We start from the raw sequence: 21,672 nt of genomic DNA, 5'->3' as shown, positions 1-21,672 counted from the left end.
GGGCGAACGGCGCCCGGACAACCACCGGGCCGGCATTACCGCACGCTTGGGTTCAGTGCGTGCCGCGTGGAGACAGTGCCGGTATCAGGGGGCCGATGGCATCCAAGGTGTTCTTGAGCACCAGTCCGTATTCGGTGTCGCCCTCCATCACCAGGGCGCGCTCGAAGAAGAGGCGGTCGGCGTCGTCCTGCCCGCACAGCAGCCGCCACAGGGCGTCGGCACGGGCGCGCAGGGTGACGGTGGCGATGCCCTCCGTCGCGGCGGCGCGAAAGCCCGCCGCCTCCAGCGCTAAGCGCACGCGCAGGCCCAGCTCCAGCACCTCCACCTCGACGATCTGCCCCGCCAGCGCCTGGCGCTGGTCCGGCTCCAGGCGCGGCAGCAGCAGGCGGTTGAGCGCCGCCGCCAACAAGGCGGAGGGCGGCTGGGTGGGCAGGCGGCGCCAGCCGGCGCGCAGCGCTGCGGGCAGGGCGGGAAGGGATAGGGATGTGCTCATGCGGGATCCATCACTTCTTCCAGGCCCGCATGACGGCGGGCGAAGCCATCCACCAGCGTGCCGGGCAGGGGCAGCTGGCGCAGCTCGGCCAAGGCCTCGCGTGCGCACAGGCTTTGGGTCAGCACGGCCTGGAACAGCTCGACCACGCGCGCGAAGCCCAACCCGCAGGGCGAGAGCCGCAGACTGCTCACCCCCGCGCGTCGCAGCGCGCCGGTCTGGGTGATCAGGCACTGCAGCGCCGCACTCTGGCTCTGGATGCCATTCAGGGCCAAAAAGGGCTGGCCTTCGGTGGTCTGCAGCAACAGGCCATCGGCGTCATCGCGGCAACGGAACTCGCAGCCGTCCTTGCTCAGGCGGTGGTGGCGGGCCGTGAAGCAGCGCGCCGAAAAGGCCAGGGGCAGGCGGCCGAACGCAAACACCTCGGTGCGGATCGGGCCGTCAATGCCCAGCACCGGCTCGGCGGGCGGATTGATGGCGCCCACCGCGTCCAACGCCAGCTCCACCGGCGCCACCCAGTGGCCAGCCCCCAACGCGGCGTGTTCTTCCAGCGCGGCCCGGTTGTAGATGTTGATGTGAGGCCCCAGCACAAAGGGCTGGCGGCTGGGGTCGGCCGCGGCGGCGGCGGCCAGCACCCGCAACGCCGAGGCATCGCCGGCTTCGACCGCGAACTCGTCTTGCTCGCACAGGCGCCGCAAGCTGCGCAACTCGGCCTCGCTCATCACCAGAGCCTGGGTGGCCAGCACCACGCGCTTGCCAGCCACCGCCAACTCACGGCCCAGTGCCACCCAATCGTCGAACTTGAACTCGTTGCGCCGCGAGCACACCAGCTCGCCCAGCACCACGGTCTGCGCCGGGCCTTCGGCCACCTGCGCGTAGAAGTCCATCAACGCGGCGCGCGGCCACCAATACAGCAGGGGTCCGATGGTCAATTGCATCGTCATCTCCAGGGGCGGTCGTAGGCACCCAGGGTGTGTTGCTGCCCTTCGGCCCAACGGCCCAACTCATTGCTCCATTGCGGCTGCACGCTGTAGCGACCGCTGCCTTGGGCGTCGGCCCAGGCCGAGTCGATGGCGGCGCGCCAGACCTGGGTCACGCCCTGCACATAGCTGGGGCTGCGCTGACGGCCTTCGATCTTGATGGCGGCCACGCCGGCCTCGATCAGCTGCGGCAGCAGGGCCAGGGTGTTGAGGCTGGTGGGTTCCTCCAGCGCGTAGTCGGCGGGCGTGCCGGCGACATCGAAGCGACCCTTGCACAGGGTGGGGTAACCGCGCGGCTCGGCAGGGCCGTAGCGGTCGATCAGCACGCCGTTCAGGCGCGCCTCCACCCCCTCTGCGGTCTCGTGCCAGCGCACCGCTGAAGGCGGCGAGCACACGCCGGCGGTGTTGGGTGACTGACCGGTGGCGTAGCTGGAGAGCGCACAGCGCCCCTCGACCATCACGCACAGGCTGCCGAAGCCGAACACTTCCAGTGGCACCGAGGTGTGGCGGATCACCTGCTCCACCTGCTGCAGGGTCAGCACGCGCGGCAGCACGGCGCGCTGAATGCCATAGCGCTCGCGGTAGTACTCGATGGCCTCGTAGCTGGTGGCCGAGGCTTGCACGGAGAGGTGCAGGCGCAGCTGCGGGTGGTGGTCGCGCGCATAGGCCAGCACCCCGCTGTCGGCCACGATCAAGGCATCGGCCCCCAGGCGGGCGGCGCGGTCCACGGCGCGGCGCCAGGGCAGCGGGTCGCGCGCGTCGGCATAGGTGTTGAGCGCCATCAGCACTTCGGCACCGCGCGCATGCGCAAAGCGCACGCCTTCCGCCACCTGGGCGTCATCGAAGTTCAGCCCGGCGAAGTTACGCGCGTTGGTCGCGTCCTTCAGGCCCAGATAGACCGCGTCGGCCCCGGCTTCGACGGCCAGGGTGAGCGCACGCAGCGAGCCCGCCGGGCAGACCAGCTGGGGCTTAACGACCGCCACGGCAGGTACACACGCCGCAGCATTCGCCGCCCTCGCTACCGCTGCGCGGCGTGCCGGCGGAGGCCTTGCGGCTGATGCGGATCTGCCACTCGTCCGGGCCAGCCACCACATAGCGCCAGTCGAACTGGCCCAGGCGGCTGCGCTCGAACTGCATATAGAGCGGCACCGGGTCGTGGTCGTTGACGATCTCGAAGGCAGCGCCGGTGTCCAGCGCGTCAAAGGTCGAGAAGATCAGCGGATGGCGCTGGGACGGGGGAATGGACCGCAGGTCCAGCAGATTCGATTCGCTCATGGCGCGGCACCCGAACAAGGCAAAAACAACAAGGCCCGCAGACTAGGTGCGGGCCTTGCGCTTGACCTTGAACCAGTTCAACTGCGCGTCACAGCATCTCGCATTGCGCCGCCAAGCGCGCGCCGCCGCAGTTGCAACTGCATCCGGCACAGCCATCCATATTGAAGCCCTTGGTCTTGGCCACCCGCACCGACCAGGTGCTGGGGCCATCCTCCATCACCGACCAATCAAAGGCGCCGGGACGCGCGGCGTCCAGCAAGGCGCGCAGTGAGCGCAGGTCGCGGGCATCCGTCAGCTCCATCGTGGCGCCGAGCTTCAGTCCGTCGAAGGCGGTGAACACGGGACGATGCCGTTCGCGCGCGGGCGCGCTGCGCAAATCCAAACAGGCGTGCGGGTCCATGGCGGTTGTGCTGAGATTGGAAGGCCGCCACCATAGGCCGAGCGCCAAAGAAGGTTCTTGTTCTAGGTCAATAAAGCCAGGCTGTGATGAGCCGTTCGCAGCAGTTGAAATATCCCAGCACATGCGCAGTAAACTAACCAAAAATTGCCAAAACGGTTAGTTATCTGCCCAAATGATCACTTCAAAGAATGCCCCTCTGCTGGAGCGTCAGCTGTTGCTGCAACTGGGCGACCGGCTCCGGAGTCTGCGCCTGGCGCAGGGCCTGACGGCGAGCGAGTTGGCGGAACGCCTGGGCACCACCCGCAACACCTTGCGGGCGGTGGAAGCGGGTGATCCCGGCCCCGCCATCGGCACCTATCTGAAGGTCATGTCCGCTCTGGGAGTAGCCGGCGATTTGGCGCTGCTGGCTGGCGACTTTCAGCAGCCCCCGCCGCCCACCACGGCCGGGGCGCGTTCGCGCCGCCCGGTGCCGCGCGTCTCCGTGCAGATTCAGGTCGACTCCTCGCGCCATCGCCTGCAGGACTTGCAAAGCCATGCCCTGCATGCACAGGCCGTATCCAAGCTCAAGCAACAGCCCGAACTGATCGTGCGGGCCCAGGACACTCTGGAAAGCTGGCAGGCCACGGCCGATCCGCGCTCCCGGCCCTTGTTGATCGAGTGGGATCGCATCTTGAAGGAGCGCGCCTGGGGCAAGGCGCTGGGCCGGTCGGCACTGGCTCAGCAGTTGCGCCAGGCCTCGCCCCTGCTGGCGGTACTGAGCTCCGAAGAGCGTGAGGCCGTGCTGAGCCAGGTGCGCGAGCTCAAAGCCGGACTGACCCTGGGCACCGATGCCGATGGCGCGCCGGCATGACTCGCGAGCAACTGGAACACATCATTCGTGCCGCTGGCCGAATCACGAACCAATATGAGTTCATGGTCATTGGTAGCCAGTCCATCCTCGGTGCGGTGCCGAATGCGCCAGCCGATCTCACGGTGTCGATGGAGGCCGACATCTACCCCTGGACTGAACCGGCATTGGGTGACGCCATAGAGGGTGCCATTGGCGAAGGTTCCGACTTTCACACCACCCACGGCTATTACGCCCAGGCGGTGGACGCGAGCACGGCCGATCTGCCCAGCGGCTGGCAGACCCGGCTGCATCGCATTCAGAACGCCAACACGGACGATCGAGTGGCCTATTGCCTGGATCTTCCCGACCTATTCCTGGCCAAGGCTTCGGCAGGGCGGCCCAAGGATCGGGCGTTCTGCACCCTGCTCTTTGTGCACCGCTTGTTGAGCCTGGATGCCGTTTTGACCCTGCTGCCCAACCTGCCGGTGGACGCGGACAAGCAGGCGCGCCTGCGCAGGCTGGTCAACGCCTGGTTCAAGGAAGCGGAACGTCGAAACGCGCCAGCTTGACCTTCCTTAGCGTTTGCGCCGCTCAAAGAAGGTCGCGATGACCGTACGACCATTGTTGCCGCTGCTGGTGGTGGACATGCCGGAATAGGCCTGGCCCCACCAGTCCTGCTCGCGCAGCGAAACCATGGCCCGGTTCCATTGATCGCCGGCGTTCGGGGCGAAGCCGATCAGGCGCAACTCGCACAGGTTCTGGCGGCAGTCCAGGCCCTGCACATCAAAGGCGGGCGACTGAACGCCCAGCGCGCCCAGGGCTTGGCGCAGCTGGGTCTCCAACGGGTCGGCCCAGGTGGCATCACGGGCTTCAGCCATGAACTGCTGGTGCAACTCTGCCGGCGAGGCATTGCGGAAGGGTTGCTTGTCGTGGCCGGAGACCAGCAACGCCTGATGCTCGGCACTGAGCGTGGGCGCGGGCATCAGGCTCAGGCCGGGCTTGGCTGCGGGTGCAACCGGGGCCACCACGGCGTGTGGGGCTGGCGATGAGGCCGAATCGGTGACGGGCTTGCCGGGCTGCGGCGCCCAGGCGGACTGCGACGCGGGATTCAAGGCGGCCGCCGGCAGCCCAGGCGCGACCGCCGGGCCTTCCAGCGCAGCGGCCGGCGAGGCCTGAGCCGCAGGGGCGTTGGCACCGTGGGCCAACCAGCCCGCCAAGAAGCCGGCCGCGCCGGTCGCCATGAGGCCGAGAAGGGATCGATTCATGACAGCACTCCCTGTGCGCTTTGTTGTGAGGCGCGCATCCTGCCAGTGGCCCCTGCGCCCACTGCCCAGGGAAAACCGCAGCTACCCCGGCCTGCCGTCGATGCGCGGGCGGCCCAGCCAGCCGCCATAGCGCCAGGCCCAGCTCAGGCTGACCAGCGCCCAGCCGGCGGCAGCCGCCAGCAGCAGGGGCGTGCCGAGGCGGGGCAGCAAGGCGGCAGCCAGGCGCAGCAGCACAGTCAGCTGCAGCAGGCCATAAAGACCCCAGGCGATGCCGTCCACCGCCAGCGGGCGGCCGCTGTGGCCGCTGGCCACACGGGTCACCATGGCGATCAGGGTGCAACCCAGATAGCCCAGGGTCAGTGCATGCAGCGGGGCCAGGCCCAGATCCGGCCGGCCCAGGGCCTGCAGGGCGTGACCAAGGGCAGCCAGCAGCAGGGCCAGACCGAACCAGACGAAGCCGCCGTGCAGCATGGCCAGCAGCTTGATCTTCAGGCTCTGCACCAGGCCCCAACGCAGCGCCAGCCACACCAGTAAACAGCCGGACGCGCCCAGACCAAAGGCCAGCAGCCCGTGCATGGCGGTGGGCAGGGTCCAGCCCAGGCTCAGCGCCACCGCATCCAGGGCGCCGGCGCCCAGGGCCGCCCCCATCACGGCCAACAGCCAGTTGGGCTTCCAGGCATCCAGGAAGGGCAGCACCGCCGCAGTGAAGAAGGGAATCATGCGGTGCGAGACGATGGCAAAGGTGGGCGCCAGAAAGGCCCAGATCAACCAGTAAACCGCCGCCCGCAGCCAGCCCGGTTCACCCAGGGCCAAGGCCAGCGCCGCCACGGCAAAACCCAGCACCCCCTGCAGGCCGGCAAACGCCACGGCACGCGGGTGCAGTTGATCGGGCACGGGGCTGATGCGGATCAGCCGGATGAAGCGCCCCAGCACCCAGGTCCAGCCCAGGGTGACCGCCAACACGCCCAGAGCGGCGAGCCCTACGTGGGCATGAAATCCCAGCAGGGCCAGGGCCCAGCCACCGCCCATCAGCAGCACGGGCCGCAGCAGGGTTTCGGCATTCACCTCACCCAGGCCCAGCCAGCGCGGACCGGCGGTGAACAGAAAGCCGACGATGAAGAAGGGCATGAAGCCCCCAGCCAGCAGCAGCCCATGGGCAAGTCCAGGCGCCACGGCCCAAGGCAACTCGAGGCCGATGCTGCGCGCCAGCAGGGCCAAGGCCCACCACAGGGCCGACAAACCCAAACCCACGGCGGCGGCGAAGAAGCCCAGGCGGTGCGGGGCGCTGAGCAGGCGCGCGAAGGACCAGGGCGCGGCCGGGCTGTTGGCTGTCGTGGAGCTTGGCATGGCGGCAGGCTGGATGGGGATCATCCGTGCAGGCTAGAGGCCAGCGCCGCGGCCCGCCTTGATCTGCTTCAGGCCGGCGCGGCCAGGGGGGTGCCCAGCGCGACCCCCGGGGTGAGCAGGCGCTCCATCAGTTGGCGCACGCTGGCGATCTGTTCGCCAAAGGGCATGCCGCCGCGGCCGCGGAAGAACAGACCGCCATTCGTGTCGCCGCGCAGCGCCGCGGCAAGCCGCTGGTCGATGCAGAACTGGCCCCAGCCCTTGAGCCCGTCACGCAGCCCGCATTGCTGCAGGCAGTCGAAGGCCATGGTGCAGCGGCTCTTCAGTTGCGCCACGGCCTGCAGTCGTGGCTCGGCCTTCAGGTATTTCTTCAGCCACGGGGTGAGCACGGCGCGCGCCGGCAGGCCGGCCACGCTGGTGATCTCCACCATGTCTTCCTCGCGCGCTTGGCTGAGTACGCGCTTGAACTCGTCATGCGCATCACATTCGTGGGTGGCGACAAAGGCCGTGCCCAACTGGGCGGCGTCGGCCCCCAGGGCCTGGACGCGCAGGATGTCTTCGCAGCGGCGGATGCCGCCCGCGGCGATCAGCGGCACCTGACCCTCCACACCCGCGTCGCGCAGCAGCTGGCGCACGGCCGGCAGCACGGTCTCGAAGTCGAATCGCGGGTCGTTCAGGTCGGCGATCTTGGCCGCGCCCAGATGACCGGCGGCATGCGCCGGGTGCTCGATGACGATGGCATCGGGCAGGCGCTGCTGGCGCTCCCATTTCTTCAGCACCAGCGACACACCGCGCGCATCGCTGAGGATGGGGATCAGTGCGGTCTTGGGGTGGTCCTTGGCCAGGGCCGGCAGGTCCAGCGGCAGGCCGGCGCCCACCACCACGGCATCGATGCCGTTCTCCAGCGCGGTCTTGATAGAGGCTGCGTAGTCGCTGACGGCGCGCATCACATTCACCGCCAGCAAGCCCGCTCCTTCGGCCAGACGCCGCGCCGCTTGGATCTCGCGCGCCAGGGCTTCTTGGTTGGCGGCCTGGATCACGGCCTTCTTGGTGTCGTCCTCGGGCAGGCCTTCGCTGCGGGCCATCAGGTCGGGGTGGTGACGGCGCAGGTCCACCGAGGAAATCGTGCCCACGCCCCCTTGGGCAGCCACGCTGCCGGCCAGGCGGTGCGCCGACACCCCCACGCCCATGCCGCCCTGCACGATGGGCAGCAGCTCACGCCCTGCGAGTTGCAGACGGCGCAGGCCGGCCTGGGCGCGCGCCAGATCAAGAAGCTCGAAGGACATGAAGGGAATCCGAGGAATTGCAGAGCCGCGCAGACTAGAGGCGCGGCTCTAGTCCGTCTTTGACGCAGTTCAAGCTCGGATGGCGGGCGCGGCGGCGAGCCGCAGGGCTTGATCTGCATCAACACCCGCCCATTCCCGCCCGGCTAAGCACGCAAGCCCTCGACGTGGTTGATGCAGTTCAAAGGCCAGGCCCCACGGACTGCCGCACACTGCGCCCCCATGAACGCCCTGCCCCCCGCGACTGCGGATGCTGCCCCCGTGCTGTTGCACGCGCAGCAGCTTGTGTGCGAGCGCGGCGAACGCCCCTTGTTTGCGGCCTTGGATCTGAGCCTGCGCGCCGGCGACTGCCTGTGGCTACGCGGCGTCAATGGCAGCGGCAAGACCACCCTGCTGCGCACCCTGGCCGGCCTGCGCGCGCCGGCGGCGGGCAGGCTGCAGCGGCAAGCCCCCTTGCTCTATCTGGGCCATGCCAACGCGCTCAAGGACGATCTGACGGTGGCCGAGAACCTGCGCCTGGACGCGGCGCTGCGGGGGCAGCTCGTCACGGTCGCGGCGCTGCGCCAAGCGCTGGACGCCCTGGCCCTGGGGCCGCTGCGGGCCCGGCCCGTGCGCAGCCTAAGCCAGGGCCAGCGGCGGCGCACGGCGCTGGCGCGTTTGGGCTTAAGCCTGCAGACCGAAGCGGCCGAGCTCTGGCTGCTGGACGAACCCTTTGACGCGCTGGACGACGCCGGCGTGCAGGCCCTGTGCGCACTGATGGCTGCCCAATGCGCGCGCGGCGGCGCGGTGCTGTTCACCAGCCACCAGGCAGTGGCGGGCCTGCGCTGCGCAGAGCAAATGCTCAAGGCCCTGACATGAGCGGCCTGGCCTTCGCCACCACGGTGATCCGGCGCGAGCTGCGCCTGGCCGCGCGCCGCCCCACCGAGGCCCTGCTGCCGGTGGTGTTCTTCGTCGTCGCGGCCAGCCTGTTTCCGCTCGGCATCGGCCCAGAGCCCGACACCCTGCGCCATATCGCGCCCGGCGTGCTGTGGGTGGGCGCGCTGCTGGCCACCCTGCTCTCTCTGGGCCCACTCTGGGGCGGCGATTGGCAGGACGGCAGCCTGGACCAACTGCTGCTGGCCGGCCAGCCCGCCTGGCTGCTGGCCCTGGCCAAGGCCGTCGCGCATTGGCTCACGCATGGCTTGCCGCTGCTGTTGGCAGCACCGCTGTTGGCCCTGATGTTCGGCCTGACGGGCATGCCCTTGGCCGTGCTGATGGCGGGCTTGGGACTGGGCACCCCGGTGCTCAGCCTGCTGGGGGCCTTTGGTGCCGCGCTCACCCTGGGTCTGCGTGCCGGGGGCCTGCTGAATCTGCTGATCGTCCTGCCCCTGGCCATCCCCACGCTGATCTTCGGCAGCGGGGCGGTGGGGGCCTATGAATCCGGTCTGGCGGTTGGTGGGCATTTGTCGCTGCTGGGGGCGCTGTTGATCGCCACCCTGCTCGGCGCGCCGCCCGCCACGGCCGCCGCTTTGAAGATCGCTACGCAATGAAGTCACCGCTGCGTTTATTTACCTTTTCCGCACCGGTGCGCTTCTATGCGCTCACCGGCGCCCTGCTGCCTTGGTTGTGGGCGGCGGCCGCGCTGCTGGCGGCCGTGGCGCTCTACATCGGCTTCTTCGTCGCCCCCACCGACGCGACGCAGGGCGAGGCCTATCGCATCATCTTCATCCACGTGCCCACGGCCTGGTTGTCGATGCTGCTCTATCTGGTGATGGCCTTCTGGGCCGCAATCGGCTGGGCCTTCAAGGCACGCATGGCCTCGATGCTGGCGCGTGCCATCGCACCCACCGGCGCACTGATGACGGCGCTGGCCCTGGTGACGGGGGCGCTGTGGGGCCAGCCGACCTGGGGCACCTGGTGGGTCTGGGATGCGCGCCTGACCTCGGAGCTGATCCTGCTCTTCTTGTTCCTCGGCTACATGGCCCTGGTCAACGCCATCGACGACGTCCAGCGCGCCGACCAGGCCGGTGCCCTGCTGGCGGTGGTGGGGGCGGTGAACGTGCCCATCATTTACTTCTCGGTGCGGTGGTGGAACACCTTGCACCAGGGCGCCAGCGTGAGCCTCACCAGCGCACCCAAGATGGCCGAAACGATGCTGCAGGCCATGCTGCTGATGAGCCTGGCCTGCTGGGCCTATGCGTTCGCGGTGGTGTTCACGCGGGCGCGGGCCATCGTGCTGGAACGTGAACGCGACGCGGCCTGGGTGCAGGCGCTGCGGAGGGATGCATGAACTGGGCTTCTGTCTCTGACTTCCTCGCCATGGGCGGGTATGGGTTCTATGTGTGGGGCTCGTATGGGGTGTGCTTGCTGGTGTTTGTCGTCGAGCCTCTGATCGCTCGGGCGCGGCATCGGAAGGCGCTGCGGGCGGTCGGAGACGAGGAATGAGGTTCTTGAACTCCCGCCAGCCCGCCGGGGTTCCGGCCCGGCGGCCGGGTTACTTTCTTTGCTTCGCCAAAGAAAGTAACCAAAGAAAGGCGACCCCGATGCCTGCGCCCCTTGGCTGCGCCAAGGGGTTCCCTGCGGTGCGCGAAGAGCAGACCCCGGCGCGGAACGCACTGCGTTCGCTTCGCTCACTGCGTTTGAACGGCCGCGCCGAGTCAGTGCTTGAAGCGCGCTGCGCGCGCGGGTCTGCTCTTCTGTGCTCCTCGGCTGGGCATAGGGGACCCCGCGAAACGGAGCGATCTGTTGAAGTCCGGGCTGTTCGGCTGTTGGCTGTTGGGGGGTCCCCCTATGCCAAGCCGAGCAGCGCAAGGGCTTGGGGGAGCGCGCGTAGCGCGCCTCCACAACAAACTCGGCGCGGCCGTTCAAGCGCAGCGAACGCAGTGAGCGAAGCGCGTTCCGCGCCGCCCCCAAGACCTGAGCAGCGCAGGGAACCGATCGCCGCAGGCGAGCGGCGCCGGCATCGGGGGTCGCCTTTCTCTTTCCCCCTTTCTCTTTGGCGAAGCAAAGAGAAAGGGGTCGGGTGCAGGGGTGAAGCCCCTGCGGGCTCATTCCAAACATGGGTGTCATGCCAATGACCACTGCAATCAAACCCCGGCACCGCCGCCTCGCCCTGGTGGCCGTCATCCTCCTCGCGGTGGCCGCCATCGCCGCCCTGGTGACCAATGCCTTCCGCAGCAATATGGTGTTTTTCTACTCGCCCACCCAAGTGGCGGCGAATGAGGCGCCACAGGGGCGGAGCTTCCGTATCGGCGGTTTGGTGGAACCCGGCAGCCTGCGCCGCGAAGGCGTGCAGGTGCACTTCACGGTGACCGACAACGCCAAGACCGTGCCGGTGCGCTATGAGGGCGTGCTGCCCGACCTGTTCAAGGAAGGCAAGGGCGTGGTGGCGCAGGGCAAGCTGGAAGGCGGCCTGTTCGTGGCGCGCGAGGTGCTGGCCAAGCATGACGAGAACTACATGCCCCCCGAGGCCGCTCAGGCCTTGAAGCAGGCGCATGGTCAGAACAGCCTGAAGGAGGCCGGCCAATGATTCCGGAACTCGGGCATTTCGCCCTCTGGCTGGCCCTGGGTCTGGCGCTGGCGCTGGCCACCCTGCCGCAACTGGGCGCCGCCCGCGGCCGCAGCGACTGGATCGCGCTGGCCCGGCCGCTGAACGCCGCACTGGCCCTGGCGGTGCTGGCGGCCTATGCGGCGCTGACCTGGTCCTTCGTGGCCTTCGACTTCTCGGTCACCTACGTGGCCCAGCACAGCAACTCCGAACTGCCGCTGGCCTACCGCGTGGCGGCTGTGTGGGGCGGCCACGAGGGCTCGCTGCTGCTTTGGGTGGCCCTGCTGGTGGCCTGGATGGCGGCGGTGGCGCGCTTTTCCACCCAGCTGCCCGAGGCCCTGATGGCGCGGGTGCTGGCCATTCTGGGTGCGTTGGCGGCGGGCTTCCTGCTCTTCATGCTGCTGACCTCCAACCCCTTCGAGCGCCTGATCCCTGGCCTGGAAGAGGGGCGCGACTTGAACCCCCTGCTGCAGGACCCCGGCATGGTGCTGCACCCGCCCATGCTCTACATGGGCTATGTGGGCTTTGCCGTGGCCTATGCCTTTGCGATGGCGGCCCTGCTGGGTGGCGAAGCGAATTCCTCAGCCTGGAGCCAGTGGACGCGCTGGGCCCGGCCCTGGACCCTGGCCGCCTGGATCAGCCTGACCCTGGGCATCGCGCTGGGCAGCTGGTGGGCCTATACCGAGCTGGGCTGGGGCGGCTGGTGGTTCTGGGACCCGGTGGAGAACGCCAGCTTCATGCCCTGGCTGGTGGGCACGGCCCTGCTGCATTCGCTGGCAGTGACGGAAAAGCGCGGCGCCTTCAAAAGCTGGACCGTGATGCTGGCCATCCTGGCCTTCTCGCTCTCTCTGCTGGGCACCTTCCTGGTGCGCTCAGGCGTGCTGTCCTCCGTGCACGCCTTTGCCACCGACCCCAAGCGCGGCCTCTTCATCCTGGCCTTTCTGGTGGCGGTGGTGGGCGGCTCGTTCAGCCTCTACGCCGCACGCGCCAGCAAGCTGGGCCTGGGTGCGCGCTTTGCATGGCTCAGCCGCGAGACCCTGCTGCTGGTGAACAACGTGATGCTGCTGGCCGCCTTCGGCGCGGTGCTGCTGGGCACGCTCTACCCGCTGGCGCTGGACGCGCTGACCGGGCAAAAGATCTCGGTGGGCCCGCCCTATTTCGACGCCGTGTTCGCGCCGCTGATGGCGCCGGTGATCTTCCTGATGGTGGTGGGTCCGCTGGCGCGCTGGAAGGAAGACGCGCTGCCCAGCCTGGCGAAGCGCTTGCGCGGGGCCGCCGTCGTCAGCGCTCTGGTGGCGGCGGCGCATGCCTTCGGCAGCGGCGCACTCAGCCTGGGGGCGGGCCTGGGCCTGCTGCTGGCCTGGTGGGTGCTGGTGGGCAGTGCGGCCGACCTGGTGCAACGCCTGTGGCCGCGTGAGGGCTTGGGCTTGATGGCCCGCTGGGCCGCGCTGCCGCGTCAGGTGCTGGCGATGCAGCTGGCCCACGCGGGCGTCGGGGTTTTCATCGTCGGCGTCACCCTGGTGAACAGCCTGCAGGTGGAGCGCGATGTGAAGCTAGCGCCGGGCGAAGCCGTCACGGTGGCCGGCTACCGCTTCGAGCTGACGGCCCTGCAGCGCATCGAGGGCGCCAACTACGCCGGCGCCCAGGGTCGGGTGCGTGTCAGCCAAGGTGAGAAGCCCGTGGCCGAGCTGCGCCCGGAAAAGCGGCTCTACCGTAGCTCCGAAATGCCGATGACCGAGGCCGCCATCGACGCCGGCTGGCTGCGCGACCTGTACGTGTCGCTGGGCGAGCCGGTGGACGATGGCAAGGCCTGGATCTTGCGGGTCTATGTGAAGCCCTATATCGGCTGGATCTGGGGCGGCTGCCTGTTGATGGCATGGGGCGGATGGCTGGGCGCATCGGATCGACGGTATCAGCGCGAAGGACGCCAGCGCGCCGCGGCCGCCGCCGAGGCCTCCGCATTGAAGGAGCAGCCGGCATGAAGCTCAAGACCCTGATCCCCCTGCTGGCCTTTGGTTTGTTGGCGGCCCTGCTGGCGCGCGGCCTGCAGCTCAACCCGCGCGAGATCCCCTCGCCCCTGATCGGCAAGGCCGTGCCGGCCTTCGAGCTGGCCCCACTGCAGGAGAACGCCGCACCGCTGCGCCAGGCCGATCTGCAGGGCAAGGTCAGCCTCATCAACGTCTGGGCCAGCTGGTGCGCACCCTGCCGGCAGGAGCACCCGCTGCTGGTGGACTTCGCGCGCCGTCAGCCGCAGGTGCAACTGCTGGGGCTGAACTACAAGGACCAGCGCGACACCGCGCAGGCCTGGCTGAAGGAGTTGGGCGACCCCTACCGCGCCATCGGCTTCGACGACAAGGGCCGCGTGGGCATCGACTTCGGCGTCTACGGCGTGCCCGAGACCTTTGTGGTGGACCGCAGCGGCACCATCCGCTTCAAGCATGTCGGCCCCATCACGGCCGAGCTGCTGCGCGACAAGATCGAACCCTTGTTGAAGAGCCTATGAAAGCCCTGCTGCTCTGTTTGTGGATGGTGGCAGCTGCTGTCCAGGCCCAAGCGACCGATCCGCTGGAAGCCCGCACCCAGGCCCTGGCGGCGCAGCTGCGCTGCCTGGTGTGCCAGAACCAGACCATTGCCGACTCCCACGCCCCGCTGGCCGTGGACCTGAAGAACCAGGTGCGCGCCCAGCTGGCCGCCGGCAAGCAGGATGCCGAAGTCATCGATTACATGACCGCGCGCTACGGCGACTTCGTGCTCTACAAGCCACCCGTCAAGGCCAGCACCGCGCTGCTCTGGGCCGGCCCGGCCCTGCTGGTGCTGGGTGCGCTGACCGGCCTGGCTCTGGCCCTGCGCCGCCGCGCCCAGGCCGCACCCGAGGCCTTCGAGCCCGACTCTGATTTGCAGGACGACGACCTCCGATGAGCTTGCCCCCGAATGCCCTGAACGAGTTGCATGCCCTGCGCGCCCAAGGCCTGGCCCTGCGTGCGGCCGGTGCGGATGCCGCTGCGCTGGCGGACCTGGAGCGCCGCATCGTCGACCTGGTGCTAGCCCCCGAACCCGCCCGCGCCAACAACCGCCTGCTGGCCGCCTGCGTGGGCGCAGCCCTGCTGCTAGCCGCCGCCGGCTATGCCTGGAAGGGCAACCCCGGCGCCATCAACCCCGCCCCCCCGCCCGACCGCACCGAAGAGATGGTGCAGCGCCTGGCCACGCGCCTGCAGCAGCAGCCCGACGACGCCAAGGGCTGGGCCATGCTGGGCCGCTCCTACGCCGTGCTGGGCCGCCCCGCGCTGGCGCAGCAGGCCTACGAAAAAGCCCTGGCCCTGCAGCCGCAGAACCCCGATGTATTGGCCGACTTCGCCGACGTGCTGGCCACCGCGCAGAACGGCTCGCTCGAAGGCGAACCCGCCGCCCTACTGGCCCGGGCTTTGAAGGCCGAGCCCAACCACACCAAGGCCCTGGCGCTGGAAGGCACGCGGGCGCTGCGTGCGGGTGATCGCGAACGGGCGCGGGCGCTGTGGCAGCAACTGCTAAAGACCGCGCCGGCCGATCACCCTCTGCGGGGGATAGCGGAGAAGGGCTTGGGGGAGTTGGGGTGAGGGGCTATAGATTTCAGGGCTGACCTCGCAGTCACGCCGTCCGGCCGACCCCGCAGTCGTGCAATGAGAATGCGACATGCTTGAAAACCTCACACTCAATGACTTTCTAGAGCGGAACCGTCTGTCACAGGAGAGCTGGGAGAAGAGCTGCCTGTCTTGGGATGCCCTTCTGGCAATTGCCAGCGATCACGAGGCAAATCGGAACAAGCTGACCGATACGGCAGAGTTGTTCGCTAGGACTCTGCAGCGGTGTCAGGCGGTGCACTCTGTCCGCTTCCGCGTGAAGGACTCAGAGCACTTGCTGGAGAAGCTTGTTCGTAAGGCGGCCGAGGGCAGCTCGAAGTACCTCAATGTGAGTGAGAAGAACTACTTTGAGGTTGTCACCGACCTCATTGGAGTGCGCGCCTTGCATTTGTTCAAAGATGAATGTTTCGGAATTCACCAGGTGGTTCGCGATACATGGGCCCTTCATGAAGATCCGACCGCATTCATCAGAGAAGGGGACCCCAAAGACCTCTTGGACCGCTTCTCATCCCTCGGGCTACAGGTGAGGCAGCACCCGGCAGGTTATCGATCTGTTCACTACGTCTGCGCGACTCAGCCTCTTCAACGGCGGGTATTGGTTGAGATTCAGGTCAGGACAATCTTTGAAGAGGGGTGGAGTGAAGTGGATCATCGGGTCCGCTATCCGAACTTTTCCGAAGATCCTTTGGTCGCCTACTTCCTCATCATCTTTAATCGTCTCGCGGGAAGTGCTGACGAAATGGGAAGTTTCGTCCAGCAGCTGACTTCAGCACTCAGCAATCGAAACTTGGAAATTGAGGAGGCGAGGCAGGAGAAGGATGTAGCTCTTCGGAAGATGACGGATGCTTTAGATGCGCTGTCGGCGATTCAAGAAAAGGATCAGCAGAGCAACCAGCTCATCGAGAACCTCAAGGCACAGGTGAAAGCGCTCGGGAGGCTGAGTCCAGATCTCACCGACCCTGCTGCAGTTGGTACTGCGATGCTGCGTGCCTTGAATCCCAGACTTACATCAGCGGCCATTCAACGGTCTGCGGCCAGAGATATCGCTCGGTCGATTTCCCAACCCTCGATGGCCGAGCTCATGGAACGATATCGACGCGACCAAATGTTGGGAGGCTCGCGCGGAGCGGATTCTGAGGAGTAGAGGTCAAGTAGGGGTCATGGGCCAGGTCTCGGCTCCGGGGTCAAGCCTCAAATTTCAACCCTTCATGCGGCTTCCCTGAGGTCGAGGCTCAAGCGTGGAACCACTCGGCGACTCGCCGCCGGTCTCAGACTGGAAGCCAAGGCGCGATCCGGGCGATGGGGCCCAATCCTCTAGAGAGCCCTCAAGGCTGCTGAGCCGCCCCTAGTCGCGCGAGCCCGATCCGGCTTGGCGCGAAGCACCTGGTGCCGCGTCGCCGACTGGCAAGGTGTTGCGCCAGGCATCGAAGTTGGAGGGCGTGTCCTCGTTGACGATCACCCGCTGGCCGACGCCGAAATCCGAGAGGAAGTCGTTGCTGCGGCTTTCTGGCGGCACGGCCTCCTCCCGCTGGATCAAGGCCAAGCGCAAGCGGCTGTGCAGCGCCACCAGACCGGGCGTGTCGAAGTGCTCGCGCAGCGATTCGAGCTGTTCGGTCGCCCGCCCCAGCACCTCCGGCGGCAGGCGCTCAATCGCATCCAGGCCTTCGCGCTGGAGCTGGGTTTCGAGCACGGCCAGATGCCGCAGGACACGGCGGGTGTCGGGGCGCTGGCTGAGCAGGGTCTTGAGCTCGCCCCGCATGCGGACCAAAAGCTCGGCTTCAGCAGAGAGCGGCTGCGGCGCTTGGGGCTCCAGCACTTCCTGCGGATCGACCTGCAGCGCCACCCGCAGCTTGCCTTGTCGGCGATCCAGGGTCAGGGGGCTGAAGAAGAGGCGGACCACGGAGCGCAAGGCGCGGGCCACGACCTTGGCCAACCCTCCCACGAGGGATGCCGGTGCCGGCCTGCCGCCAGTGCGCCGCAGGGCTGGGGGTGGGTCGGTGGGAGCGGTCATGGGGTCGAGCCGTTTCTCCGGGCACTGCGGCAACAGGCCAGGATCATGGCGCATCGCCGGCCTCGACATCACGGCGGCCGTCGCAACGGGGTCGAAAAGGCCCCACTACACTCCGCGCCGCCCGTGGCGGCCCACGGTATGCGGCCGCCTCTTCAATGAAACTGACAAGCAGACTTCCCCCATGAACTCGGTCCCCCTCCGTCGCCACCTCCTCCTCAGTCTGAGCAGCGCCGCGCTGCTGGCCCTGGCCGCTTGCGGCGGTGGGGGTGGCGACAGCGGCCCCAGCTGGGCGGAGACTTCGGGCTCGACCGCCGTGACGGCGCTCAAGATCACCGACACCCTCGTGGGCACCGGCGCCGAGGCCGCCAACGGCAAGACATTGACCGTGCGCTACACCGGCTGGCTGTACGACAACCGCGTGGCCTCCACCCAGAAGGGCACGCAGTTCGAAAGCAACACAACGACGGGCCACAAGTTCAAGCTCGGTGCCGGTGAAGTGATCCCGGGTTGGGACCAGGGCTTCGGCGGCATGAAGGTGGGCGGCAAGCGCACGCTGGTCATTCCGGCTTCCATGGGCTATGGCAGTACGGGGTTTGGCAATGCCATTCCGCCGAACGCCGCCCTGATCTTTGAAGTCGAACTGATCGCCGTTCAGTAAACAGCTGGCAAGGCGCCCGCTGCGTTGCGGCAGAGGCGCCTTGCTGCGGGAATGCCTGAGGGTTGAGCGCCCAGCCGCGGCTATGCTGGGCACCACCTTCACCGCTCGCCGGTCCCGATGATCGAATCGCGTCCCGTCCCCAAGACCGACCGCCGCTTCTCGCTGAACTGGACCTATCTAGCCGCCATCGCCGAAGGCGTGTCGGCCATCGATTTGGGCGCGCTGGCGCTGCGGCAGATGAGCGACGCGCGGCAGTTCGCACGCGAGTACGGCTACGACATGGACAGCCCGGCGGTGCAGGACTATGTGCGCCGCATCCAGCAAGAGGCCGTGGGCTTTGTGCGCAGCCACTTTCTGGCGCCCGAGCAGGCCGCCTTGCTGCCGGCCTGTGTGGCCGAACCCGAGGACCCGCTGAACCTGCTGCTGCTGGCCTCGCAGCGCGTGCACCGCTTCGATGCCGAACGCGCCTGGGCCTGCGTGCTGCTCAAGGTGATGCACGGCCTGTTCTACATCGACAACAACCTCAAGCTGCGCCACTTCGAGGCCATTCGCCAGCAGGTGTTTGCCGGCCTGGATGCGCTGATCCACACCGAGGGCGAACAACAGTATTTGAGCGACGGCCAGACCTGGCTGCCCCTGGTGCATCTGGACCGCAAGCGCAACAAGGGGCGCCACAGCATCTTGCTCAAGCTGCTGCAAAAACCCGAGTACGTGGCCGCCGACATCCACGATCACCTGGGCCTGCGACTGACCCTGGGCACGCGCATCGAATGCCTGCTGGCCCTGGAGCTGCTGCGGCGCGCCCATGTGGTGTCGGTCACGAATCTGGAGGTCAGCCGCACGCGCAACACCCTGCTCGATCTGGCCGCGGCCAAGGCAGTGTTTGCGCGCTATCGCGCGCTGCTGGAGCGCTCCAGCGGCCACCCCACCGAGTTGCTGGCGCGCATGGACGCCGAACTGGCCGCGCAGGCGCAAGCGCAGCGCCGCGCGGACAACCCACACAGCGCGGCCGAGTTCAGCAGCCTGCAGCTGACGGTGCGCAAGATGATCCATCTGCCCACCTCGGAGGTCGGCCGAATGTCAGTCAATGCGCTGGATGACCTGCTCCAGGGCGCCGACGACGTGAGCTTCTTTTTCGCCTTTGAGATCCAGCTGATGGACGCCGCCAGCTTTGAGAAAAGTCAGCAGGGCGCGGCCAGCCACGAGGCGTACAAGAAGCGCCAGGTGGACACCGCACGCCGGCGCGTGTTCGGGCCGGAACTGGAGGCGTGGCTGCGCGAGCAGGGCTAGGATTTCGGCTCGCTGTTTTTTTCACATCGCCCCATGACGCCTGAGTTGAAATTTCGCCTGCGCGCCGCCGGCTGGCATGCCGGCCTCAGCGCGTTGATCGGCGCCGCCGTGGCCGCTCTGGTGTTCCTGCTTTGGCATCCCTGGCCTTACGGCACCATCGCCGGCGGCACCGCCTTGTTCTTGATCTTGATGGGGGTGGACCTGTGCATGGGCCCGCTATTGACCCTGGTGGTCGCCCAACAACGCAAACCGCGCGCCGAGCTGGTGCGGGACCTGTGCGTGATCGGCCTGCTACAGCTCTCAGCCCTGGGCTATGGCGTGCATGTGACGGCCCAGGCCCGGCCGGTGGTGCTGGCCTGGGAAGGACAGCGCCTGCGTCTGGTCACCGCCATGCAGGTGGCCGAGGAGGAGTGGGGGCAACGGCCCCGTGAGGTCCAGGCCCTGCCGTGGAATGGTCCACTCTGGCTGGGCACGCGCGAGACCCGCGCTGACGAACTGATGACTGCCGTGGCTGCGGCCGCCGCAGGCCAGGACATCGGCACCCGCCCCAGTTTCTGGAAGCCGCTGGACGAGGCCACGCGCACCGCCATCGCTTCCCAATCCTGCTCGGCGGCGCAGTTACAGGCCCTGGGCCGGCCGCAGGATGGGGCGTTGTTGAGCTGCCCCTTCCTGCTGGCGCGCAGCGGCGCCTGGCATCTGGCGCTGGAACGCGAAGGGCTGAAGGTGGTGGGCCTGCTGCCAGGTTGAACCCGGCGTGCGGGCTCTCAGATCTTCAGCGGCACCGCCTGCTTGCGGATGTGGCTGGGGGCGTTGAGCAGGGGTTGCTGCTCGTAGCGCAGGGCCTTGAGCTCGGCGGCCACCGCCGTCACCAGGGCCTCGAAGCTGAGCGCCTTGCCGGTGCGGCGGGCGGCGCGCAGGGCCTTGACGAGGCAATAGCTGAAAGCGCCGTGCGACACCGCGCCATGCTCGTACTCGTAGGCGAATTGACTGTCCTGGCAGGCGTAGATCAGGGTCGGCATGTAGGGGCCTTGGTGGCCCCGGGCCGCCGTCTCGGCCTTGAAGGCCTTGCGGCTGTCCGCGGTGCCGCGCAGCTCCAGGCCCTGGCCAAAGCGATGGGTGGCGCGCACCTCGTTGCTGCGCCCCTCGCCGGCGTGAGCGGCCCCATTGAAATGCTGGTCGAAGGCCTTGCTGGGTGACTTGAAGTCGCGCGCCACCCACATCTCGTGCGCGGGGTCCCAGCGCAGCATGCGGTGACGGATGTCGTCCGGCGGGTTGATGCCGCGAATGCGCCGCGCCGGTGCGCGCGTCATGCCGCCGCTGTGGCAGCAGTCCAGCAGGGTCAGGAAGTTCAGGCCATAGGGCAGCTGGCTGTAGAGCTCGTGGAATTCACGGTCGCTGAACATGCGCTCCGGGCTCCAGTCAAAGTCATGCGGCACCAGGGACTCGTGCACCGAGCTGACGGTGCCATCGGCGCCATAGACCGGCACCTGGGCGCCATGGCCACTGAAGTAGAAGACCCGGGTGTCGCCCTCGCGGGCGTCGTCCAGCAGCCACTCCAAGCGCTCGCGGATGCCAACGGCGGTAGCGCGATCGTTCAGCACCAGGCGGATGTCCTCGGCCTCGAAGCCGGATTCCTGCAGCAGGGCGCTGATGAGGTAGCAGTCGTTCACACAGCCGGCCAGATTGGCGGACGGGTCGGCGTAATCATTGACGCCCACCAACAAGGCTTTGCGGGTGGGCTTGCGGGTGCTCCTCTTGGCAGGCTTTGCGACCTTGAGCGCCGCGCGCGGCGCGGGCGCCACGCCCATCGCCTTGAGCGCTTTGGCGCCACTGGCCAGGCGCACCTCGTCGAACCAGAAACCGGTCTGGGCCTCCTCATGCCCCAGATAGCGTTCGGCGTCGTGGTTCAGTGCACCTGGGCTGTCGAAAGGCGTCTGCAGTTGTTGGAAGTTGGGCGCCTGCAGCCGGATGGGGGCGGTGAGCACGCGGTCGTTGGGGTTGTACAGATGCACCCAGCGGCGCGCGGCGTTCAGCGGCGTCAGATAGCCCTTGGCAAAGTTGCCCCGCACAAAGGCATTGCCGATCTGCGAGCCCAGGGACAGGAAGCTGCGACCCGCAATCAGGCCAGCGGTGTCGGGGTGGGTGAAACAGTCGTAGCTCACCAGCGAGCCCAGGCTATGCGCCAGCACCACCTGCGGTTGGAAGGCCTGTACCTTTTCGGCCAGGCGTGCGCGGGTGGCGGCGCGCAGCGCCTCGTTTTCGACCCACTGCACCACCATGCCGGCGGTCCAGCGCACACCATCCATCATCCCGCGCTCGCGCCGGAACAGGCTGCCCACACCGCTGCCCACTGCACTACCCAACAACTGGCCCAGGGCCTGCACCACGTCCAGCGGGTTGATCGGGTGGGCGGCAAACAAATCGTCCAGCAGCACGAACTCGACCTCGGGCTGGATGGCGCTGCCCGTGCCTTGCAGGGCCGTTTGCAAGGCGCCCTGCCAGGCTGCTTGCCAGGGTGCGCCGGGCAGGTGCCGGCCCACACCGTGAACACACAGGATCTTGATCGTCTCGGCCATACAGGGTTCCTCCATCAGGGTGCGGCTTTGTAGCGCGGAAGCACGCCGCAAGTTGCATCAATTTGGGGATTGCGTCAGGTCAAGCTCGCCGCAGGAGCAGCGCGCGAGACTGCGGGTTCTGACAACGA

Annotated in this window: 25 protein-coding genes; 15 read left to right on the top strand and 10 right to left on the bottom strand. The window is 67.8% G+C overall.

Features of this window, described 5'->3' with window-relative positions; all coding sequences use genetic code 11:
• Window positions 1–52: 52 nt before the first annotated feature.
• The 5 genes from ubiT to FF090_RS00995 all read right to left on the bottom strand — a co-directional run bounded on the left by ubiT (window position 53) and on the right by FF090_RS00995 (window position 3,145).
• Window positions 53–493, bottom strand: coding sequence for a ubiquinone anaerobic biosynthesis accessory factor UbiT (gene ubiT, locus FF090_RS01015; protein WP_138854960.1), 441 nt, complete (start codon window positions 491–493; stop codon window positions 53–55).
• Window positions 490–1,428 (bottom strand): U32 family peptidase, encoded by a 939-nt coding sequence (locus FF090_RS01010; RefSeq protein WP_246071482.1) that lies wholly within the window; start codon window positions 1,426–1,428, stop codon window positions 490–492. The genes ubiT and FF090_RS01010 overlap by 4 nt, the downstream gene beginning before the upstream one ends.
• A gap of 2 nt (window positions 1,429–1,430) precedes the next feature.
• Complete coding sequence (gene ubiU / locus FF090_RS01005) at window positions 1,431–2,453, bottom strand: ubiquinone anaerobic biosynthesis protein UbiU (RefSeq protein ID WP_246071481.1); 1,023 nt, start codon at window positions 2,451–2,453, stop codon at window positions 1,431–1,433.
• Window positions 2,440–2,745, bottom strand: coding sequence for a DUF2249 domain-containing protein (locus tag FF090_RS01000; RefSeq protein WP_246071480.1), 306 nt, complete (start codon window positions 2,743–2,745; stop codon window positions 2,440–2,442). Before FF090_RS01000 ends, ubiU begins: the two co-directional genes overlap by 14 nt.
• Before the next feature lie 88 nt (window positions 2,746–2,833).
• Entirely contained in the window at window positions 2,834–3,145 is a 312-nt protein-coding gene (locus FF090_RS00995) for a DUF2249 domain-containing protein (protein WP_175423458.1), read from the bottom strand.
• Window positions 3,146–3,317: 172 nt separating this feature from the next.
• Between FF090_RS00995 and FF090_RS00990 the strand changes: the two genes are divergently transcribed.
• The gene (locus tag FF090_RS00990; protein WP_138854956.1) at window positions 3,318–3,995 is read left to right on the top strand and encodes a helix-turn-helix transcriptional regulator; all 678 of its coding nucleotides are present in this window, start codon (window positions 3,318–3,320) and stop codon (window positions 3,993–3,995) included.
• Window positions 3,992–4,543 carry a DUF6036 family nucleotidyltransferase gene (locus FF090_RS00985; protein ID WP_138854955.1) on the top strand — a complete coding sequence of 184 codons (552 nt, stop codon included), beginning with the start codon at window positions 3,992–3,994 and terminating at the stop codon, window positions 4,541–4,543. Before FF090_RS00990 ends, FF090_RS00985 begins: the two co-directional genes overlap by 4 nt.
• Window positions 4,544–4,549: 6 nt before the next feature.
• Here the strand turns inward: FF090_RS00985 and FF090_RS00980 are convergent, their stop codons facing one another.
• From FF090_RS00980 to FF090_RS00970, 3 genes are all read right to left on the bottom strand, one after another.
• Window positions 4,550–5,239, bottom strand: a complete 690-nt coding sequence (locus FF090_RS00980; protein WP_138854954.1) for a hypothetical protein — start codon at window positions 5,237–5,239, stop codon at window positions 4,550–4,552.
• An 81-nt stretch (window positions 5,240–5,320) separates the two neighbouring features.
• Window positions 5,321–6,586 (bottom strand): NnrS family protein, encoded by a 1,266-nt coding sequence (locus FF090_RS00975; protein WP_175423457.1) that lies wholly within the window; start codon window positions 6,584–6,586, stop codon window positions 5,321–5,323.
• Between the two features lie 68 nt (window positions 6,587–6,654).
• A complete protein-coding gene (locus tag FF090_RS00970; RefSeq protein ID WP_138854952.1) occupies window positions 6,655–7,869 on the bottom strand; it encodes an NAD(P)H-dependent flavin oxidoreductase in 1,215 nt (404 codons plus the stop codon).
• 219 nt (window positions 7,870–8,088) lie between these two features.
• Here FF090_RS00970 and ccmA point away from each other — a divergent pair, with 219 nt between their 5' ends.
• From ccmA to FF090_RS00920, 10 genes are all read left to right on the top strand, one after another.
• Window positions 8,089–8,724, top strand: coding sequence for a heme ABC exporter ATP-binding protein CcmA (gene ccmA / locus FF090_RS00965; protein WP_138854951.1), 636 nt, complete (start codon window positions 8,089–8,091; stop codon window positions 8,722–8,724).
• Window positions 8,721–9,395: a heme exporter protein CcmB gene (gene ccmB, locus FF090_RS00960; RefSeq protein WP_138854950.1), complete on the top strand. Its 675-nt coding sequence runs from the start codon at window positions 8,721–8,723 to the stop codon at window positions 9,393–9,395. Before ccmA ends, ccmB begins: the two co-directional genes overlap by 4 nt.
• Complete coding sequence (gene ccmC / locus FF090_RS00955; protein WP_138854949.1) at window positions 9,392–10,135, top strand: heme ABC transporter permease CcmC; 744 nt, start codon at window positions 9,392–9,394, stop codon at window positions 10,133–10,135. Before ccmB ends, ccmC begins: the two co-directional genes overlap by 4 nt.
• Window positions 10,132–10,290: a heme exporter protein CcmD gene (gene ccmD / locus FF090_RS19675; RefSeq protein ID WP_138854948.1), complete on the top strand. Its 159-nt coding sequence runs from the start codon at window positions 10,132–10,134 to the stop codon at window positions 10,288–10,290. Before ccmC ends, ccmD begins: the two co-directional genes overlap by 4 nt.
• A gap of 640 nt (window positions 10,291–10,930) precedes the next feature.
• Window positions 10,931–11,374 (top strand): cytochrome c maturation protein CcmE, encoded by a 444-nt coding sequence (gene ccmE / locus FF090_RS00945; protein ID WP_138858247.1) that lies wholly within the window; start codon window positions 10,931–10,933, stop codon window positions 11,372–11,374.
• A complete protein-coding gene (locus tag FF090_RS00940; RefSeq protein WP_138854947.1) occupies window positions 11,371–13,374 on the top strand; it encodes a heme lyase CcmF/NrfE family subunit in 2,004 nt (667 codons plus the stop codon). Before ccmE ends, FF090_RS00940 begins: the two co-directional genes overlap by 4 nt.
• Window positions 13,371–13,895, top strand: a complete 525-nt coding sequence (locus tag FF090_RS00935) for a DsbE family thiol:disulfide interchange protein (RefSeq protein ID WP_138854946.1) — start codon at window positions 13,371–13,373, stop codon at window positions 13,893–13,895. Before FF090_RS00940 ends, FF090_RS00935 begins: the two co-directional genes overlap by 4 nt.
• The gene (locus tag FF090_RS00930; protein ID WP_138854945.1) at window positions 13,892–14,311 is read left to right on the top strand and encodes a cytochrome c-type biogenesis protein; all 420 of its coding nucleotides are present in this window, start codon (window positions 13,892–13,894) and stop codon (window positions 14,309–14,311) included. The genes FF090_RS00935 and FF090_RS00930 overlap by 4 nt, the downstream gene beginning before the upstream one ends.
• Window positions 14,308–14,985, top strand: a complete 678-nt coding sequence (locus FF090_RS00925; protein ID WP_138854944.1) for a tetratricopeptide repeat protein — start codon at window positions 14,308–14,310, stop codon at window positions 14,983–14,985. Before FF090_RS00930 ends, FF090_RS00925 begins: the two co-directional genes overlap by 4 nt.
• Before the next feature lie 76 nt (window positions 14,986–15,061).
• Window positions 15,062–16,153 carry a RelA/SpoT-related domain-containing protein gene (locus FF090_RS00920; RefSeq protein ID WP_138854943.1) on the top strand — a complete coding sequence of 364 codons (1,092 nt, stop codon included), beginning with the start codon at window positions 15,062–15,064 and terminating at the stop codon, window positions 16,151–16,153.
• Between the two features lie 201 nt (window positions 16,154–16,354).
• Here FF090_RS00920 and FF090_RS00915 read toward each other — a convergent pair whose 3' ends face one another.
• Complete coding sequence (locus tag FF090_RS00915; protein ID WP_138854942.1) at window positions 16,355–17,020, bottom strand: hypothetical protein; 666 nt, start codon at window positions 17,018–17,020, stop codon at window positions 16,355–16,357.
• A gap of 181 nt (window positions 17,021–17,201) precedes the next feature.
• On the opposite strand from FF090_RS00915, the gene FF090_RS00910 reads away from it, so the two are divergent.
• The 3 genes from FF090_RS00910 (at window position 17,202) to FF090_RS00900 (ending at window position 19,715) form a co-directional block, all read left to right on the top strand.
• On the top strand, window positions 17,202–17,678 hold the full coding sequence (locus FF090_RS00910; protein ID WP_138854941.1) for an FKBP-type peptidyl-prolyl cis-trans isomerase: 477 nt from the start codon (window positions 17,202–17,204) through the stop codon (window positions 17,676–17,678).
• 117 nt (window positions 17,679–17,795) lie between these two features.
• Window positions 17,796–18,968, top strand: coding sequence for a TIGR04552 family protein (locus tag FF090_RS00905; protein WP_138854940.1), 1,173 nt, complete (start codon window positions 17,796–17,798; stop codon window positions 18,966–18,968).
• Window positions 18,969–19,001: 33 nt separating this feature from the next.
• Complete coding sequence (locus FF090_RS00900) at window positions 19,002–19,715, top strand: pilus assembly protein (RefSeq protein WP_138854939.1); 714 nt, start codon at window positions 19,002–19,004, stop codon at window positions 19,713–19,715.
• Between the two features lie 17 nt (window positions 19,716–19,732).
• Here the strand turns inward: FF090_RS00900 and FF090_RS00895 are convergent, their stop codons facing one another.
• Entirely contained in the window at window positions 19,733–21,544 is a 1,812-nt protein-coding gene (locus FF090_RS00895) for a caspase family protein (protein WP_175423456.1), read from the bottom strand.
• Window positions 21,545–21,672 lie beyond the last annotated feature (128 nt).

The sequence above is a fragment of the Inhella inkyongensis genome (assembly GCF_005952805.1).
Lineage (GTDB): Bacteria > Pseudomonadota > Gammaproteobacteria > Burkholderiales > Burkholderiaceae_C > Inhella > Inhella inkyongensis.
The sequence above is the reverse complement of the archived record's forward strand: the minus strand, read 5'-3'. Positions and strand labels throughout refer to the sequence as shown.

Coding starts and splice junctions, on each gene's coding strand:
- FF090_RS00935 (WP_138854946.1), top strand. CDS start 13,371: ATGAAGCTCAAGACCCTGATCCCCCTGCTGGCCTTTGGTTTGTTGGCG.
- ccmD (WP_138854948.1), top strand. CDS start 10,132: ATGAACTGGGCTTCTGTCTCTGACTTCCTCGCCATGGGCGGGTATGGG.
- FF090_RS00975 (WP_175423457.1), bottom strand. CDS start 6,586: ATGCCAAGCTCCACGACAGCCAACAGCCCGGCCGCGCCCTGGTCCTTC.
- ccmA (WP_138854951.1), top strand. CDS start 8,089: ATGAACGCCCTGCCCCCCGCGACTGCGGATGCTGCCCCCGTGCTGTTG.
- FF090_RS00920 (WP_138854943.1), top strand. CDS start 15,062: ATGCTTGAAAACCTCACACTCAATGACTTTCTAGAGCGGAACCGTCTG.
- FF090_RS01010 (WP_246071482.1), bottom strand. CDS start 1,428: ATGCAATTGACCATCGGACCCCTGCTGTATTGGTGGCCGCGCGCCGCG.
- FF090_RS00985 (WP_138854955.1), top strand. CDS start 3,992: ATGACTCGCGAGCAACTGGAACACATCATTCGTGCCGCTGGCCGAATC.
- FF090_RS00925 (WP_138854944.1), top strand. CDS start 14,308: ATGAGCTTGCCCCCGAATGCCCTGAACGAGTTGCATGCCCTGCGCGCC.
- FF090_RS00995 (WP_175423458.1), bottom strand. CDS start 3,145: ATGGACCCGCACGCCTGTTTGGATTTGCGCAGCGCGCCCGCGCGCGAA.
- FF090_RS01000 (WP_246071480.1), bottom strand. CDS start 2,745: ATGAGCGAATCGAATCTGCTGGACCTGCGGTCCATTCCCCCGTCCCAG.
- ccmC (WP_138854949.1), top strand. CDS start 9,392: ATGAAGTCACCGCTGCGTTTATTTACCTTTTCCGCACCGGTGCGCTTC.
- FF090_RS00980 (WP_138854954.1), bottom strand. CDS start 5,239: ATGAATCGATCCCTTCTCGGCCTCATGGCGACCGGCGCGGCCGGCTTC.
- FF090_RS00895 (WP_175423456.1), bottom strand. CDS start 21,544: ATGGCCGAGACGATCAAGATCCTGTGTGTTCACGGTGTGGGCCGGCAC.
- ubiT (WP_138854960.1), bottom strand. CDS start 493: ATGAGCACATCCCTATCCCTTCCCGCCCTGCCCGCAGCGCTGCGCGCC.
- FF090_RS00910 (WP_138854941.1), top strand. CDS start 17,202: ATGAACTCGGTCCCCCTCCGTCGCCACCTCCTCCTCAGTCTGAGCAGC.
- FF090_RS00940 (WP_138854947.1), top strand. CDS start 11,371: ATGATTCCGGAACTCGGGCATTTCGCCCTCTGGCTGGCCCTGGGTCTG.
- FF090_RS00990 (WP_138854956.1), top strand. CDS start 3,318: ATGATCACTTCAAAGAATGCCCCTCTGCTGGAGCGTCAGCTGTTGCTG.
- FF090_RS00915 (WP_138854942.1), bottom strand. CDS start 17,020: ATGACCGCTCCCACCGACCCACCCCCAGCCCTGCGGCGCACTGGCGGC.
- FF090_RS00970 (WP_138854952.1), bottom strand. CDS start 7,869: ATGTCCTTCGAGCTTCTTGATCTGGCGCGCGCCCAGGCCGGCCTGCGC.
- ccmB (WP_138854950.1), top strand. CDS start 8,721: ATGAGCGGCCTGGCCTTCGCCACCACGGTGATCCGGCGCGAGCTGCGC.
- FF090_RS00930 (WP_138854945.1), top strand. CDS start 13,892: ATGAAAGCCCTGCTGCTCTGTTTGTGGATGGTGGCAGCTGCTGTCCAG.
- FF090_RS00900 (WP_138854939.1), top strand. CDS start 19,002: ATGACGCCTGAGTTGAAATTTCGCCTGCGCGCCGCCGGCTGGCATGCC.
- FF090_RS00905 (WP_138854940.1), top strand. CDS start 17,796: ATGATCGAATCGCGTCCCGTCCCCAAGACCGACCGCCGCTTCTCGCTG.